The 14,372-nt window shown below is 56.7% G+C and carries 14 protein-coding genes and 4 tRNA genes; 7 read left to right on the forward strand and 11 right to left on the reverse strand.

Annotated features, from left to right (window positions below):
* Window positions 1–14 precede the first annotated feature (14 nt).
* Both SCD_RS05770 and gloB read right to left on the reverse strand, forming a co-directional pair.
* Window positions 15–1,664, reverse strand: a complete 1,650-nt coding sequence (locus tag SCD_RS05770) for a lytic transglycosylase (RefSeq protein WP_161626924.1) — start codon at window positions 1,662–1,664, stop codon at window positions 15–17.
* A 179-nt stretch (window positions 1,665–1,843) separates the two neighbouring features.
* A complete protein-coding gene (gene gloB / locus SCD_RS05775; protein WP_009206051.1) occupies window positions 1,844–2,605 on the reverse strand; it encodes a hydroxyacylglutathione hydrolase in 762 nt (253 codons plus the stop codon).
* A gap of 34 nt (window positions 2,606–2,639) precedes the next feature.
* Between gloB and SCD_RS05780 the strand changes: the two genes are divergently transcribed.
* The 4 genes from SCD_RS05780 (at window position 2,640) to SCD_RS05795 (ending at window position 5,298) form a co-directional block, all read left to right on the forward strand.
* Window positions 2,640–3,374: a class I SAM-dependent methyltransferase gene (locus tag SCD_RS05780; RefSeq protein WP_232504435.1), complete on the forward strand. Its 735-nt coding sequence runs from the start codon at window positions 2,640–2,642 to the stop codon at window positions 3,372–3,374.
* Entirely contained in the window at window positions 3,371–3,847 is a 477-nt protein-coding gene (gene rnhA / locus SCD_RS05785; protein ID WP_009206049.1) for a ribonuclease HI, read from the forward strand. The genes SCD_RS05780 and rnhA overlap by 4 nt, the downstream gene beginning before the upstream one ends.
* A 3-nt stretch (window positions 3,848–3,850) precedes the next feature.
* Window positions 3,851–4,558 (forward strand): DNA polymerase III subunit epsilon, encoded by a 708-nt coding sequence (gene dnaQ, locus SCD_RS05790; protein ID WP_009206048.1) that lies wholly within the window; start codon window positions 3,851–3,853, stop codon window positions 4,556–4,558.
* 68 nt (window positions 4,559–4,626) lie between these two features.
* On the forward strand, window positions 4,627–5,298 hold the full coding sequence (locus SCD_RS05795; protein ID WP_041673745.1) for a methyltransferase family protein: 672 nt from the start codon (window positions 4,627–4,629) through the stop codon (window positions 5,296–5,298).
* A 9-nt stretch (window positions 5,299–5,307) separates the two neighbouring features.
* On the opposite strand, the gene SCD_RS05800 is transcribed toward SCD_RS05795, so the two are convergent.
* The 3 genes from SCD_RS05800 to SCD_RS05810 all read right to left on the reverse strand — a co-directional run bounded on the left by SCD_RS05800 (window position 5,308) and on the right by SCD_RS05810 (window position 6,522).
* Window positions 5,308–5,535 (reverse strand): hypothetical protein, encoded by a 228-nt coding sequence (locus SCD_RS05800; protein WP_009206046.1) that lies wholly within the window; start codon window positions 5,533–5,535, stop codon window positions 5,308–5,310.
* Between the two features lie 127 nt (window positions 5,536–5,662).
* Window positions 5,663–6,031 (reverse strand): hypothetical protein, encoded by a 369-nt coding sequence (locus tag SCD_RS05805; RefSeq protein WP_009206045.1) that lies wholly within the window; start codon window positions 6,029–6,031, stop codon window positions 5,663–5,665.
* 74 nt (window positions 6,032–6,105) lie between these two features.
* Window positions 6,106–6,522 (reverse strand): AF1514 family protein, encoded by a 417-nt coding sequence (locus SCD_RS05810; protein WP_009206044.1) that lies wholly within the window; start codon window positions 6,520–6,522, stop codon window positions 6,106–6,108.
* A 386-nt stretch (window positions 6,523–6,908) separates the two neighbouring features.
* On the opposite strand from SCD_RS05810, the gene gnd reads away from it, so the two are divergent.
* Together gnd and zwf are read left to right on the forward strand one after the other, a co-directional pair.
* A complete protein-coding gene (gene gnd / locus SCD_RS05815) occupies window positions 6,909–7,829 on the forward strand; it encodes a phosphogluconate dehydrogenase (NAD(+)-dependent, decarboxylating) (RefSeq protein ID WP_009206043.1) in 921 nt (306 codons plus the stop codon).
* Window positions 7,826–9,331, forward strand: coding sequence for a glucose-6-phosphate dehydrogenase (zwf, locus tag SCD_RS05820; RefSeq protein ID WP_009206042.1), 1,506 nt, complete (start codon window positions 7,826–7,828; stop codon window positions 9,329–9,331). The genes gnd and zwf overlap by 4 nt, the downstream gene beginning before the upstream one ends.
* A 51-nt stretch (window positions 9,332–9,382) precedes the next feature.
* Here zwf and SCD_RS05825 read toward each other — a convergent pair.
* The 4 genes from SCD_RS05825 to gltX all read right to left on the reverse strand — a co-directional run bounded on the left by SCD_RS05825 (window position 9,383) and on the right by gltX (window position 11,142).
* Window positions 9,383–9,459 (reverse strand) — tRNA-Asp (locus tag SCD_RS05825).
* 77 nt (window positions 9,460–9,536) lie between these two features.
* Window positions 9,537–9,612, reverse strand: a tRNA-Glu gene (locus tag SCD_RS05830).
* Window positions 9,613–9,623: 11 nt separating this feature from the next.
* A tRNA-Ala gene (locus tag SCD_RS05835) sits at window positions 9,624–9,699 on the reverse strand.
* 54 nt (window positions 9,700–9,753) lie between these two features.
* Window positions 9,754–11,142 (reverse strand): glutamate--tRNA ligase, encoded by a 1,389-nt coding sequence (gene gltX, locus SCD_RS05840; protein ID WP_009206040.1) that lies wholly within the window; start codon window positions 11,140–11,142, stop codon window positions 9,754–9,756.
* Between the two features lie 132 nt (window positions 11,143–11,274).
* Between gltX and SCD_RS05845 the strand changes: the two genes are divergently transcribed.
* Window positions 11,275–11,349 (forward strand) — tRNA-Val (locus tag SCD_RS05845).
* A 212-nt stretch (window positions 11,350–11,561) separates the two neighbouring features.
* On the opposite strand, the gene SCD_RS05850 is transcribed toward SCD_RS05845, so the two are convergent.
* Both SCD_RS05850 and hflX read right to left on the reverse strand, forming a co-directional pair.
* Window positions 11,562–12,602 carry an RNA methyltransferase gene (locus SCD_RS05850; protein ID WP_041673347.1) on the reverse strand — a complete coding sequence of 347 codons (1,041 nt, stop codon included), beginning with the start codon at window positions 12,600–12,602 and terminating at the stop codon, window positions 11,562–11,564.
* Between the two features lie 68 nt (window positions 12,603–12,670).
* Window positions 12,671–14,026 (reverse strand): GTPase HflX, encoded by a 1,356-nt coding sequence (hflX, locus tag SCD_RS05855; protein ID WP_009206038.1) that lies wholly within the window; start codon window positions 14,024–14,026, stop codon window positions 12,671–12,673.
* Window positions 14,027–14,372: the final 346 nt, after the last annotated feature.

Below are 14,372 nucleotides of genomic sequence, written 5' to 3' on the forward strand. Positions count from 1 at the left end.
ATGCCGGAGATGAATCAGCCCTTGCTAGGCAGCATCAGGGTGACTTTGTCGCCGGGGGTGAGGCCACGCTTGCCGGAAATATTGTTCCAGCGCTGGATATCGTTGGTCGCGACATTAAATTGTTTGGCGATGCTGGCCATGGTGTCGCCGTGGCGCACGGTGTAATAGCGCTGACTGCGTTTAGCACTGGCCAGTTTCACAGGCTTAGCATTGTTCGTTGCAGCGAATTTCACAGTCTTAGCCTTGGCTATTGCCGTTTGTTTCACAGGTTGGACCTGGACCGCTGCAAGCTTGCGAGAAGTGAGGGTCTCCTGGCGGATGACCAGTTTCTGGCCGCTGCTGAGGCGGTTGGACTTGAGATTGTTCAGGGACTTGATTTGCAGCGCCGAGACTTTGTGGTGTTTGGCGATGCTGACCAGGGTGTCGCCCTTCTTTACGGCATAAACAAAGCGGGATGAGACCCGCAATGGTGCGGCGTCTTCTGCTTCGCTTGCCTGAGCAACTTCGTCAAAGTCGGGGATAGCCGCTTCGTTGTGGCTGAGCGGTACCAGCAGAGTCTGGCCGGCAGCCAGTTTGTTGTGCTTGGTGATGCTGTTGATTTCTTTTAGCCGGGCAACGCTGATGCTGAAGCGGCGCGCAACCTTATCGATTTTTTCTCCACGTGCCGGCGTGTAGGATTTCCAGGAAACCAGCGGCTTGTCATAGTTTTCCAGGTTGCTGGAAAAGGTGTCGGCCTTGTCCACTGGCAGTAGCAAGGTACGTGAACCCTTGAAGTTGATGACGGGCCGGTTATAGGCGGGATTAAGTGAGACAAAGTCGTGCAGCGGCATCCCGGCGAGGCGTGCGGCTACGGCGACGTCAATGCGCTGGGTGGTGGTGACGCTGGCGAAATAGGGGCGGTTGGGGATGGAAGCCAGGTCGAGCCCTGCTGCTTCTGGATTCATGACAATCTGTTTGACCGCCATCAGCTTGGGCACGTAATTACGTGTTTCGGGCGGCATGGTCAGGCTGAGGTAGTCGGTGGGCAGTCCCATCTTCCGGTTTTTGGCGATGGCGCGTTGCACTGAACCCTCGCCCCAGTTATAGGCGGCGAATGCCAGTTCCCAGCTGCCGAACATGTCATGGAGTTTTTGCAGGTAGTCCAGCGCCGCATCCGTTGCCGCCGTGACATCGCGGCGACCGTCGTACCAGAAGTTTTGTTCCAGGCCGAAGTGCTTGCCGGTGGAAGGGATGAACTGCCAGATGCCGGAGGCGTGGCTGGTGGAATAGGCTTTGGGATTGAAGGCGCTTTCTATCATCGGCAGCAGGGCGACTTCAGTCGGCATTCCCCGTTTTTCGACTTCTTCGACGATGTGGTACAGGTAAAGCTGGCTGCGCTCTACCATGCGTTTCACATAGTCAGGACGGTTGGCATACCAGGCAACATGGTTTTGAACCAGGGGTGAATCCAGTTCCTCCATGGTGAAGCCATCGCGGATGCGATCCCACAAATCGACGGGTTCATCCAGCGAGACCACGACGCGGGCTTTTTTTAATTGGGAGCCGAGAAGTCCGGTACTGGGCTGAAGCAGCAGAGGTGTCTCTGCATCGCTCGTTTCAGCCAGTGCCTGTTTGACAGGTTGTTCTGAGGAATCAGCGCCAAACACATCATCCGCGTTTGCCATCGGCGAATGCAGCGCGAAAACGCTTGCCAGTGACAGAATTAAAGAGGGGATAAGGCGCATGCTTGTTATTGATTGTTCAGCGAAATTAAAACTCCGCCGATGGTAGCCAAGAACCCCTACCCACGTCAAGGAATATCTTCGCTGGCTGCGCTACCGGAGCTGGTGGGTAATCTACTGAACTAGAAGCGGTTTCTCCACTCCCTGATAGCGGTGAAGACCATGACGGCATTGTCCAGCGGGCTGCCGGAAAAATGCACGGCGGCTTCAATCACGGCGGGATGTTCGCAGCGCAGGAAAGGATTGGTGGCTTTTTCCAGCGCCAGGGTGGACGGCAGGGTGGGGCGGCCTTGTTCTCGGGTTTGGATGTCGCGCGCTTCGCGCTCCAGGAGTTGGCGGTTGGCGGGCTCAACCTTTTTGGCAAAGCGGATATTCTCCAGGGTGTATTCATGGGCGCAATATACTTGGGTATCGTCGGGCAGGGCGGCAAATTTTTGCAGCGAGGCATACATCTGCAGAGGGGTGCCCTCGAACAGCTTACCGCAACCGCAGGTGAACAGCGTGTCGCCACAAAACAGGGAATTTGCGCCATAATAGGCAATGTGGCCGGCGGTATGGCCAGGGACGTCGAGGACGGCGAATTCCACGCCCAAGTCCGGCAATCGCACCGTATCACCTTCCCCGACCGGGTTGGAAATGCCTGGAATACTTTCCTTGCGGGGACCGTAAACCGGCACGGCGGCGTGTTCTAACAGGGCTTCAATCCCGCCGGTATGATCGCCGTGGTGGTGGGTGATCAGGATGGCAGCAAGGCTTAGCCCGTGGCGGCCGAGGTAGTCCAATACTGGCTCGGCATCGCCTGGATCCACAACTGCGGCGTAGCGCTCGTCGCAAATCAGCCAGATGTAGTTGTCCTCGAAAGCGGGAACGGGAATGATCTTCATGATGATATGTTCGAATTAACCCTGTGCGATGTCAATGGATGAATGGATAGCCACTCCGCTCGGCCGCTATCTGATCGAGCGCGAACAGACCTATTTCGATCAGGTGGTGGCAGATATTTTCGGCTTCAATGCGCTGCAAATCGGTTTCGCCCAATCCGACCTGTTGCGTACGAATCGCATGCAGATGCGGTTCGCTGCCGCGGCGCAATTTTCTGAATATGGGAAAGTAGAGATTAAATTACTGACCGAGCCGGGGTGTTTGCCGATCGCCAGTCAGAGCATCGATTTACTGCTGCTGCCCCACGTGCTGGAATTCAGCGCTCACCCCCACCAGATTTTGCGCGAGGTGGAACGGGTGCTGAGGCCGGAGGGGCAGGTAATTATCAGTGGCTTCAACCCATTCAGCCTGTGGGGGCTGCCCCGGTTTCTGCCCAGCCGCAAGCAGCATTACCCCTGGAATGGGGATTTTATTTCCCTGCCGCGCATCAAGGATTGGCTGGCATTGCTGGGTTTTGATGTCGTGGCCGGTCGGATGTGCTGCTATGAACCGCCGGTACGCAGCGAAAAATGGCTGCGGCGCTTTCATTTCATGGAGCCGGCGGGTGACCGCTGGTGGGCGCTGGCGGGAGGCGTCTATTTTCTGCAGGCGAAAAAGAAGGTGGTCGGGATGCATTTGATCATGCCGAACTGGAACAGAAATTCTGCAGCAAAGAAAGTGCTCGCCCCGGCGCCACAGAAAATGATCAACAATAGAATATCTGGGCAATGAAAATGGATGAAAACAAGGAAATTCCAGAGCTGCGGCGCAACATCGTGGAGATCTACACCGATGGTGCCTGCAAGGGCAATCCCGGCGTGGGTGGCTGGGGCGCATGGCTGCGCTATTCCGGGCATGAAAAGGAGCTCTGCGGAGGCGAGAAGCTCACCACCAACAACCGTATGGAGCTGACCGCGGTGATTCGGGCGCTGGAAGCCTTGTCGCGCCCCTGTATCGTCCGGCTGCATACCGACTCGAAGTACGTGCAGAAAGGCATCAGCGAGTGGATACATGCCTGGAAGCTGCGCGGCTGGCGCACGGCCGACAAAAAGCCGGTGAAGAACGATGATTTGTGGCGGCAGCTCGACGTGCTGGCCGCGCAGCACGAGATCGAATGGCTCTGGATCAAGGGGCATGCCGGCCACGAAGGCAACGAACGGGCCGACAGGCTGGCCAATCAGGGCGTCGAAGAGTTACGAGGATAAAAAATGCGGCAAGTTATTCTGGATACTGAAACCACTGGTCTGGACGCCAATCTGGGTCACCGCATCATCGAGGTAGCCGCGGTTGAAATGATCAACCGGCGTTTGACCGGAAACCATTTTCATCATTACGTTAATCCGCAACGCGAGATCGACCCGGGGGCGCAGCAGGTGCACGGCATCAGCCTGGAATTTCTGCAGGACAAGCCGTTTTTTAGAGATGTCGCCCAGGATTTTATCGAGTTCATCAGCGGCGCAGAGCTGGTTATCCACAATGCGCCGTTCGATCTCGGATTCCTCAACATGGAGCTGAAACTGATCGGTCTGGAACCGGTCGGAAAATATAGTCCGGACGTGGTCGACACCCTGAAAATGGCCAAAGATCTGCATCCGGGGCAGAAAAACAATCTGGATGCGCTGTGCCGTCGCTATTTTGTGGACAATGCCAGCCGCACCTTGCACGGGGCCCTGCTGGATACCGAGCTGCTTGCCGAAGTTTATCTCGCCATGACGCGCGGACAGAACAGCCTGATGATCGAATCCGTTGAAGAGGGGGGTAATCACGCTGATCTGGGTGGGGATTTCATGCCGCATGACCTGATGGTCTTGGCGGCTACGCCAGACGAGATGGAGATGCACCGCGCCTACCTTGACGAGATCGACAAGGCCAGCAAGGGCGCCTGCCTGTGGCGGGCGCTTGAAAGCGGTGCCTGAATCCTTGGCGACCTTGTCCTATCGCAATATATATGCAATGTGGCTGGCAAGAAAAGGCGGAACATGGCATGACTGAATCGGATTGGCGGGATATGGCTTTGCTGGCGTTTTTCTGGCTGGGATATTTCGTCCTGCATTCGGCGCTGGCTTCGCTTCAGGTGAAGAGCTGGGTTGCCTTGCATTACCCGGAGCGAATGCCGCTGTATCGGCTGAGTTACAATATTCTTGCGGCTATCATGCTGCTGCCGATACTCTGGCTGATGGTTCGTAACCCCGGTCCAGCGCTATGGGCCTGGCAGAGTATGGGTGCCTGGCTGGCGAATGGACTGACATTGGCAGCGTTGTTCGGTTTCGTAAAATCACTGAATTATTACGATACCCAGGAATTTCTCGGCTTGCGCCAGTGGAAGTCACGCACTCAACGGGTGGAGGACCAAGAGGGTTTCCATCTTTCACCACTCCATCGTTATGTGCGACATCCGTGGTATTCCTTCGGGCTGGTGCTGATCTGGACCCGCGACATGAATGCCGCAATGCTGTTGTCCGGCATGATGATGACGGCCTATTTCATCATCGGTTCACGGCTGGAGGAAAAGAAACTGGTGGTCTATCATGGGGATGCCTACCGGTGTTACATGGAACGGGTACCCGGCCTTATCCCCCTGCCCTGGAAGTCGCTCACGGCGAAGGAGGCCGCCGCGTTGGTATCGGCGGCGGAACGATCGCCGGAGCGACCCTGAGCGGTCGGTTTACAAACCGATTTTGCTCGCCTCGATGCCATGGCCGCATACGCGCGCCAGCACCACACTTGAACTTACCGTATCTGGGTCGTAGGCAATAGTCATCATATGGGGGTGTCCCGGACTAAAGTGTGCCGATACGACACCGTTCATGTAGCCAATTTCATCTTCCAGATGCATTCGATCAGTTAAGGGAAGTTCTGGGTGCACATTGATGAGAAAGTCAGCCATATACATGATTGCTCTCCTTGCTTGAAGTTGTCGAGGTGGTTGGCCACTTGCGCATTACAGGCATGGGCAACCAGCCACTCTGTGGTTCACACTGCGATCTCGGCTAAAAAATCGCAATGATATGAGGCTGGTGTTAATCAAGGCATCCGTAGTAAACAGAACAGCCTACGTTTCCATTCCAGCCTTCAGGGTGGGTTGTATCGATAATGCTTTTGGCCTGAGAAATTTCATCGGCCGTTCCGTGAAAAAAGAGAAGCAGCCTGTCGGCTTTTAATTCGGCTTCGTAATCAGGAATGGTTTCCCTGGAAACGCAGCTATATTGTTCCGCGCCAAGTTCATTCAGGTCACCGACCATCGTTACTTTTTTTAAAATTTTGTTTTCATCCTTGCCGACGATGGACAGCTTGCTCATGTCCAGCCCGGCTTTGTGCAATTTCTTGACGGTGGCCTTGGCCAGAGTGTGATTTGCATAGGTGGCAACAAGAGAATTGTTCTCTGACATGGTATGTACCTCCATAAGGGTAAACGCTACTGTTTACAGACTCGGTTCGACATGAAGCCACAAACTGCTGGGCCTCATGTCAGCTTGCTGGTCAGGTCGTCCAGAACCACGCAGGCTTCCTTGCTTGGGTCGTGCGGGTCGCGTAGCGCATTGATCTGGCACAGGTACTCATTGCCGAGGCTGTCGTGCAGATTGATATACGGGCTGGGACCATATTGATCAAAGGCGCTTGAATCGGCGAAGATGAATTCGAATTCACCGTTTATTTCTATTTCAAGTTTGCCACCGTGGCTTGCTCCGTAATCGAGCCAGCGCGTATCGGTGTCGGCACCCGCGATCATGGGCGACATCCGTGATGTTTTCCTGTCGTGCCAGGCAACCATGACAGGTTCGGTGATGTATGGATCTTTTTCAGCAAAAGAGGCAGCCAGTCCGCTGGCCATTTTGTAGTCCAGATCCATGCCTGAATAGTTGATGTGAGCTTCTTTCATCTTTCTCTCCTTAGAATTAGAAGGCGTCCCAAAATTGAAGTAGGCCGCTGGTTCAATGTGAAGTCTGCGAAAGAGATTCTGTTGTTCTCAGACGACATGCCTGAAATGAATTGCCTCTCAGGAAGCCAAATGAATAGTCATTATTCATTTTATAAATATAGCGTATTAGTTGAGTAAATCAATCGGGTAATATCTGTATTTTTAAATAGTAAAACGGAGTAGGTGAATTTAATGTACCGGTGGTTTTTCCTAGCCGAGTATTTGGAGAAACCCAAAGCCATACGTCTTTACGCTACGGGAAAACACCGTGTATGCTCTTCTTCAGCAATGTCTTAAGGCATACAATTAGTTTTAGTGAAGTTAATTACCAATTAAAGGGGTGAGCGATGCGGCTAGCAATGGTGGGACTGGGGAAAATGGGCAGCAACATGGCGCGGCGGCTGCGTCGTGGCGGTATTGAAGTGGTCGGCTATGATCACTCGTTGGACATGGTGGTCAGTCTTGTTGCGGAGGAGGGCATGGTTGGGGCTTCTTCCGTAGAGGATGCGGTAAGCAAGCTCCAGTCGCCGCGCGTGGTCTGGCTGATGTTGCCAAGCGGAGAACCAACCGAGAAGCAAATCCGTGAGCTGGCTCCTTTGCTTGCCAAGGGCGATATCGTCATCGATGGCGGAAACTCCAATTACAAAGACAGCCAGCGCCGCGGCAACTGGCTGGCGGAGCAGGGTATCGGTTTCATGGACGCCGGCACATCAGGCGGTATATGGGGGCTGGACAACGGCTATTGCCTGATGGTGGGAGCGACCCCGGAAGTCGCGAAGATCATGGAGCCGGTTCTCAAGGCGCTGGCTCCCGCCGCAGATCGCGGCTGGGCGCATGTGGGTCCGGTCGGCTCGGGGCATTTCACCAAGATGATCCACAATGGTATCGAGTACGGCATGATGCAGGCGATGGCCGAAGGGTTGGAATTGCTGCGTGGAAAGCAGGAATTCTCGCTCGACCTGGCGGAGATCACAGAATTGTGGCGGCACAGTTCGGTAGTACGAAGCTGGCTGCTGGATCTGACCGCGGAGGCGTTAAAAAGCGATCAAGCCCTGGACAATGTGGCGCCTTATGTGGCTGACTCGGGCGAAGGGCGCTGGACCGTCGTGGAGGCGGTGGAGCAGGGCGTGGCGGCACCCGTTCTGACCCTGGCGCTGCAAATGCGTTTCGCCAGCCAGAATGAGACCGGCTACGGGTACCGCTTGCTCTCCATGATGCGGAACGCGTTTGGGGGTCATGCAGTGAAGCAGACGGGGGGAGGAAAATGAAAACCCTGGAACCCTGCACCCTGGTGATTTTTGGTGCCGGGGGAAATTTGGCCCGGATCAAGTTGATCCCCGCGCTGTTTCGTCTTGAAATGGCAGGGCGCTTGCCGGAAAAAATGGTGATACTTTCCTCCAGCCTTGAACTGTGGACTCGCGAGCAGTGGCTGGACGAAGTGGCGACCATGCTGGGCAACAAGTACCCCCAAGGCTATGATGAGCATGCGTTCAAGCGATTCCGCGCCCGGCTTCATTATCATCCCAATCCGCCAGACGATGCGGATGCATATCGAAAGCTGCATAAACTTCTGGACGAGGACTCCACTTTTCCGCCCAATGCGGTGTTCTACATGTCTGTGCGGCCATCGGAATTTCCCGCCATCATCGAAAAGTTGGGCGGAGTCGACCTGCTCAAGGAGAAAAAAGGCTGGCGTCGTGTCGTCATCGAAAAGCCCTTCGGCCATGATCTGTTGAGCGCGCAAACCTTGCAGAGCAGTTTGTACAAACACTTGGACGAGCCGCAAATTTTTCGCATCGACCATTACCTGGGTAAAGGCACGGTGCAGAACATCATGGTGTTCCGCTTCGCCAATATTTTGCTGGAACCGCTGTGGAACCACCATTACATCGACCACGTTCAAATTACTCATTCCGAGACTCTGGGTGTGGAGTGTCGCGCTGATTATTACGAGAGTGCAGGGGCGCTGCGCGATATGATCCAGAGCCATCTAATGCAGCTGCTTGCGCTGGTGGCGATGGAGCCACCTGTGAGCATGACCCCTGAGCATTTGCGTGACGAGAAGGTCAAAGTGCTCAAGGCCATCCGGCCGATTACCCAGAACGCGGTGCATGCTCATGCCTTCCGCGGCCAGTATGCAAGTGGCACTATCGATGGCAAGACGGTTCCTGGCTACATGGAGGCACCCGGCGTAGCGCCGGACAGTGTCACGGAAACTTATGCCGCGCTGAAGTTGTTCGTCGACAACTGGCGCTGGGCCGGGGTGCCATTTTACTTGCGCACGGGTAAGCGCATGGCGGAAAACAGTTCGGCAATCTGTATCCGTTTCAAAAATCCGCCGCAGAATCTGCTGCGGCAGGCCCATCACGAACGCTCTCACCCCAACTGGATTTTGCTCGGCATCCAGCCTAACGACTGCCTGAAAATGGAACTGCAGGTCAAGGTTCCGGGGTTGGATCTGAACACGCGCACGATTAGCCTGGATGCGACTTACCGCAAGGGTAGCGACGAGGATTACGACGCCTATGAAGGATTGCTGCTGGATGTGATGCTGGGCGATCACTCGCTATTTCTGCGCATCGACGAGGTGGAGTCAGCATGGCGCGTCGTGGATCCGGTGTTGAAAGTCTGGTCGATGGAGCGCGATTTCATCAACTCCTATCCCGCCGGCAGTTGGGGGCCGCGCGGCACCTACCGCCTGTTCGACCGAGACGACCAGTTCTGGAGGCATTCGCTCGATATCAATGGCGGTGATTCGCAGGCTTATTAAGGGCCGAAGGAGATAAAAAAAGCCAGCCTAAGCGGCTGGCTTTTTTAATGTTGGCGGAGTGGACGGGACTCGAACCCGCGACCCCCGGCGTGACAGGCCGGTATTCTAACCAACTGAACTACCACTCCAAACTGCTCGATCAAGCACCAATTCAGACTTGGTGCAAAATCAAGGGGCCCGGATTTCTCCAGGCCCCTGATTAGACTGGCGTCCCCAACGAGATTCGAACTCGTGTTATCGCCGTGAAAGGGCGGTGTCCTAGGCCTCTAGACGATGGGGACCTAATAAAACTTGGTGGAGGTAAGCGGGATCGAACCGCTGACCTCTTGCATGCCATGCAAGCGCTCTCCCAGCTGAGCTATACCCCCGAAAGGCCGCCACTATACTTGGCGCTGGGGTTGCTTGTCAACAGGATTGTGCGGCTATGCAAAGCTTTTCATGTGCGCTGAAATCCGTTTCAGAGTTTCCTCGCGACCGATCAATTCTAACACAGCATCAACTGAAGGTGTTTGCGTTTCTCCGGTGACAAGCAGGCGCAGCGGCATTGCCAGTTTGGGAAATTTAAGGCCGTGTTCGGCCACGACCGATTTCATGAGGCCGTTGATGGACTGCTTGTTCCATTCCACCTGGCCCAGTTTTTCCTGAAATTCACGGACTACCGGGATGATTTCCGGCGTGAGATGCTCGGCCATCAGTTCGGGCGAGGGTGTCAACGGCCGGTAGAAATACACGGCGGCGTCGGCAAGCTCTTCGACGGTGTTTACTCGCTCTTTGAGCAGGTCGATAACCGCTTCCATGCTCGGTCCGGTTTCGGGGTTGCAGCAGTCTGTTTCAAGAAACGGCACGACCAATTCGGACAAGCGTTTGCTGTCGGTTTTCTTGAGGTACTGCTGGTTGAGCCAGAGCAGTTTTTCCGGATTGAATTTGGCTGGCGATTTCGAGATTGAATCGAGGTCGAACCATTCGACGAACTGGTCGAGATCGAATACCTCCTCATCACCGTGTGCCCAGCCCAGGCGCGCCAGGTAATTCAGCAGTGCCTCCGGCAGGTAGCCATCTTCCAGGTACTGCATCACGCTGACCGCGCCGTGTCGTTTCGACAGGCGTTCGCCGTCGTGACCCAGGATCATCGGCACATGGGCATATTGCGGCAGTGGCGCGTTCAGCGCCTTGAGGATGTTGATCTGGCGTGGGGTGTTGTTGAGGTGGTCGTCGCCGCGGATAACGTGGGTGATGTTCATGTCCCAGTCGTCGATCACCACGCAGAAATTGTAGGTCGGCGTGCCATCGCTACGCGCAATGATCAGGTCGTCCAGCTCGCCATTGCTGACCACGACACGGCCCTTGACCATGTCGTCGATGACCACCGCGCCGTCGAGCGGATTCTTGAAGCGAATCACGGGCTGAACGCCGGCGGGCGGAGTGGCTTTGGAGTCGCGCCAGCGGCGGTCGTAGCGTGGCTTCAGACCGGCTGCCTGTTGTTCCTCGCGTAACTTGTCCAGCTCTTCCCGGCTGGCGTAGCAATGATATGCTTTGCCCTCGTCCAGGAGTTGCTGGAGTACTACCTTGTAGCGCTCCATGCGCTGCATCTGGTAGAAAGGGCCTTCGTCGTAGCCGAGGCCGAGCCAGTTCATGCCGTCCAGAATGGCCTGCACCGATTCTTCGGTGGAGCGCTCAAGGTCGGTGTCTTCGACGCGCAGGATGAAAGTGCCTTTGTGCTTGCGCGCGTAGGCCCATGAAAACAGGGCGGTGCGGGCGCCGCCGATATGCAGGTAGCCGGTAGGGCTGGGAGCGAAACGAGTGCGGACCATGTTCTTTTACGGGAGGATAAAAGTGCCTATTTTACGACAATCGTGGTTAAACTTCGTAGAAATTGAGTGGGCTGAATATGCGCCAGCACGGGCTTGCCCCCCCGTGCGGTTTCCGCTAGAATGCCCGGCTTCGGGAGATTAGCTCAGCGGTAGAGCATCCGCCTCACACGCGGGGGGCCACTGGTTCGATCCCAGTATCTCCCACCAAATACCATGGTTCGCTAAGCTTGTCCTTGTGCCGTTAAGCATAACCAAGCCAGCTTGCCAAGCTATGCTTTATTTCACATCCGGCCACATTTTGGTTTATCGGTTTTTGATACTAGACCGTTGAGCCGTCAGCCATCTGAGCCTTCCCGAACCTGCTTTATCAGCACGAACGTATTACGCACGTTGCCCATCTCATTGACGCGTCAAGGGGTCTACAGAACCAGCGATGACGCAGCCGGAAGCACACTATTCGCCTCCACCAGCGTCCGCGCCCGCAACTGCCCGCAACCGCCCTCCACATCCTGCCCCGCGGACTGGCGCAACGTGGTGAGGATGCCGCGCCCGTGCAGGCTGCGCGCCATCTCGATAGCCCGCTCCCAGCTTGGGCGCCGGTAGTCGAAGCCGTCGATACTGTTGTAGGGGATCAGGTTCATGATTGCGTATTTGCCGTCCAGCAGACGTGCAATACCCTCTAACTCTGTATCCGTGTCATTGATCCCTTCGAGCAGGGTCCACTGGTACTGAATGGGGTAGCCGGTGCTACGGGCGTAGGTCTCGCCCAGTTCCACCAGTTGAGTTGGCGTGATGTCCGGTGCCTTGGGGAGCAGACGCCGGCGCAGGGCGGTGTCGGTAGTGTGCAAGGAGATGGCCAGGGCGGGCTTCACCGTGGCCTGTGACAGCCGCTCGAACACGCGCAGGTCACCGACGGTGGAAAAGACCAGGTTTTTGTGAGCGATGCCGCCCTCCGTGCCGAGCAGGTCGATGGCCTCCAGCACATTGTCCAGATTGTGGGCTGGTTCCCCCATGCCCATGAAGACGACCTTCTTCACTGCTCGACGGCTGCGGGCCAGGACTACCTGGGCGACGATTTCGGCGCTGCCCAGCTGGCGCAGCAGGCCGTTGCGGCCAGTCATGCAGAATACGCAGCCCACGGCACAGCCGACCTGGGTGGAGACGCACAGCCCCTCCCGGGGCAGCAGCACGCTTTCCACCGTCTGGCCATCTGCTAGCTGCACCAGCAGCCGGACCGAGCCATCCTCACCGGGGTGCTTGGAATGCAGGCGCGCTAACCCCTGCAACTCGGCGGTGAGGCCGGGTATGGCATCGCGCACGGCCAGGGGCAGAAAGCTCTCGGCGCGCTGCCTTTTGGTGTCCAGGGACAGACCCTGAGCCCAGGCTCGCAGCACGCGCCCCTCATGGCAAGGCGCTGCGCCCAAGTCGCGCAGACGTTGTCGGATATCTTGAATACGCATGGATGGGGGCGGATGATAGCACGGGAGGTGCGGATGCCTTTGCATTGCATCCTGTGTGGAACATCAGGTCATTGTGCTTGGCCGAATCGTTCGCACAAGCCCTTCACCGTCTCGCGATCGCCGCGAATGCGCAAGAACGCGCCTTCGCTGTCGGCGCGCTCCTCCCGCACCTCGCAACTCGCAAAAATTTCGCCGCGCAGCTGCTGTGCCGACCAGGGAAGGAAAAGCTCGGCCTCAACGAGACCCTGCTGGAAAAATGTGACGATTGCCTCGCGCAGTTTTGCAACGTCGCCAGTGCGGCGTGCGCTCATTACTATGCAATCGGGGTATTGCGTGCGCAGCGCCGCTTCGCGTTCAGCTTGTGCCTCTGTGGTGCCGACATGGTCGATCTTGTTGAAGACGCGGATGCGCGGCACGTCCTTCGCGCCGATCTCGGCCAGCACCTTGTCGGTGACCTCGAGCTGCCGTTCGAACCCGGGATCGCTTGCATCGATGACGTGGAGCAGCAGCGATGCATCGAGTGCCTCCTCGAGCGTTGACTTGAACGAGGCGACGAGCCCGTGCGGCAGATTCTTGATGAAGCCGACCGTGTCGCTGACTAGCACGCGTGGCCTGCTCTCGGGCTGGAGGGCGCGCACGGTGGTGTCGAGCGTGGCGAAGAGCTTGTTTTCGACCAGCACCTCGCTGCCGGTGAGTGCGCGCATCAGGGTGGACTTGCCCGCGTTGGTGTAGCCGACAAGCGCGACGTTGGCGAGTCCCTGGCGCTCCTGCCGCCGTGAGCGCTGCGTCTTGCGCTCGACGTCCATAGCGGCGATCTCAAGCTGCAGTTCGGCGATGCGGTCGCGAATCTTGCGTTTGTCCAACTCGGTGTGCGACTCGCCAGCACCGCGGCCGCCGGTGCCACTGCGCTGCCGCCCTTGCGGCCCCGCCAGCTTTGCCGCCTCGCGCAGGCGCGGCGCCATGTAGCCGAGACGTGCGATTTCCACCTGTGCGCGCGCGGCGCGGGAACTGGCGTGGCGGTGGAAGATTTCGAGGATGACCATGGTGCGGTCCATTACCTTACAGCCAACCTCGATTTCGAGGTTGCGCGCCTGCGACGGCGAGATTTCGTGATCGACAAAGACGACATCGATCTTGCCGGCGCTGGGATCGGCGGCGGCCTGTGGCGTTCTTTCCAGCTCTACAGGCTCGGGTTCGTTGTCCACGAAAGCGCGTATCTCCTGCCGCTTTCCGGCGCCAAGGTAGGCCGTCGTGTCAAAGCTGGTGCGCTTCTGCGTGAAGGTGGCGGCGATCTCGAAACCCAGTGTCTTTGCCAGATCGCGTAGCTCGGCCAGCGATGACTCGAACTCGACGTCGCTCACGTTCGGCAGTTGCACGGACGCCACGACGGCGTATTTGGGCTTCTCTTTGACTTCTTTTCGCATTCGGGGACTGCTTCTCTTAGTGGGAGTAGCCGCATAGTATATCCCTGACTATGCAACAGTCGCCGGTATTGACCATGCTTAGTCCCCACGTCCAAGCCTTCAGCCTGTCTCGAGCTCGGCATTCCAGAACGGCCTATCACAGTTTCGGGCCCGACGCGCGACTACTCAATATTCGATAGTAGACGTTCAAATTGAGCAACTATTGGTTACATCGAATGACTGCAAAGGCCGAACAAAAGAAAATCGTGCTGCTCAGCCTGAGCTTTTGCTTCTGGCACGCAGCCGAACCTTGATACCAATGTCCGCTGTGGAGAAAGGTTTACAGGCGCTATCGACCCGGAACGGT

Source organism: Sulfuricella denitrificans skB26 (assembly GCF_000297055.2).
Classification (GTDB): domain Bacteria; phylum Pseudomonadota; class Gammaproteobacteria; order Burkholderiales; family Sulfuricellaceae; genus Sulfuricella; species Sulfuricella denitrificans.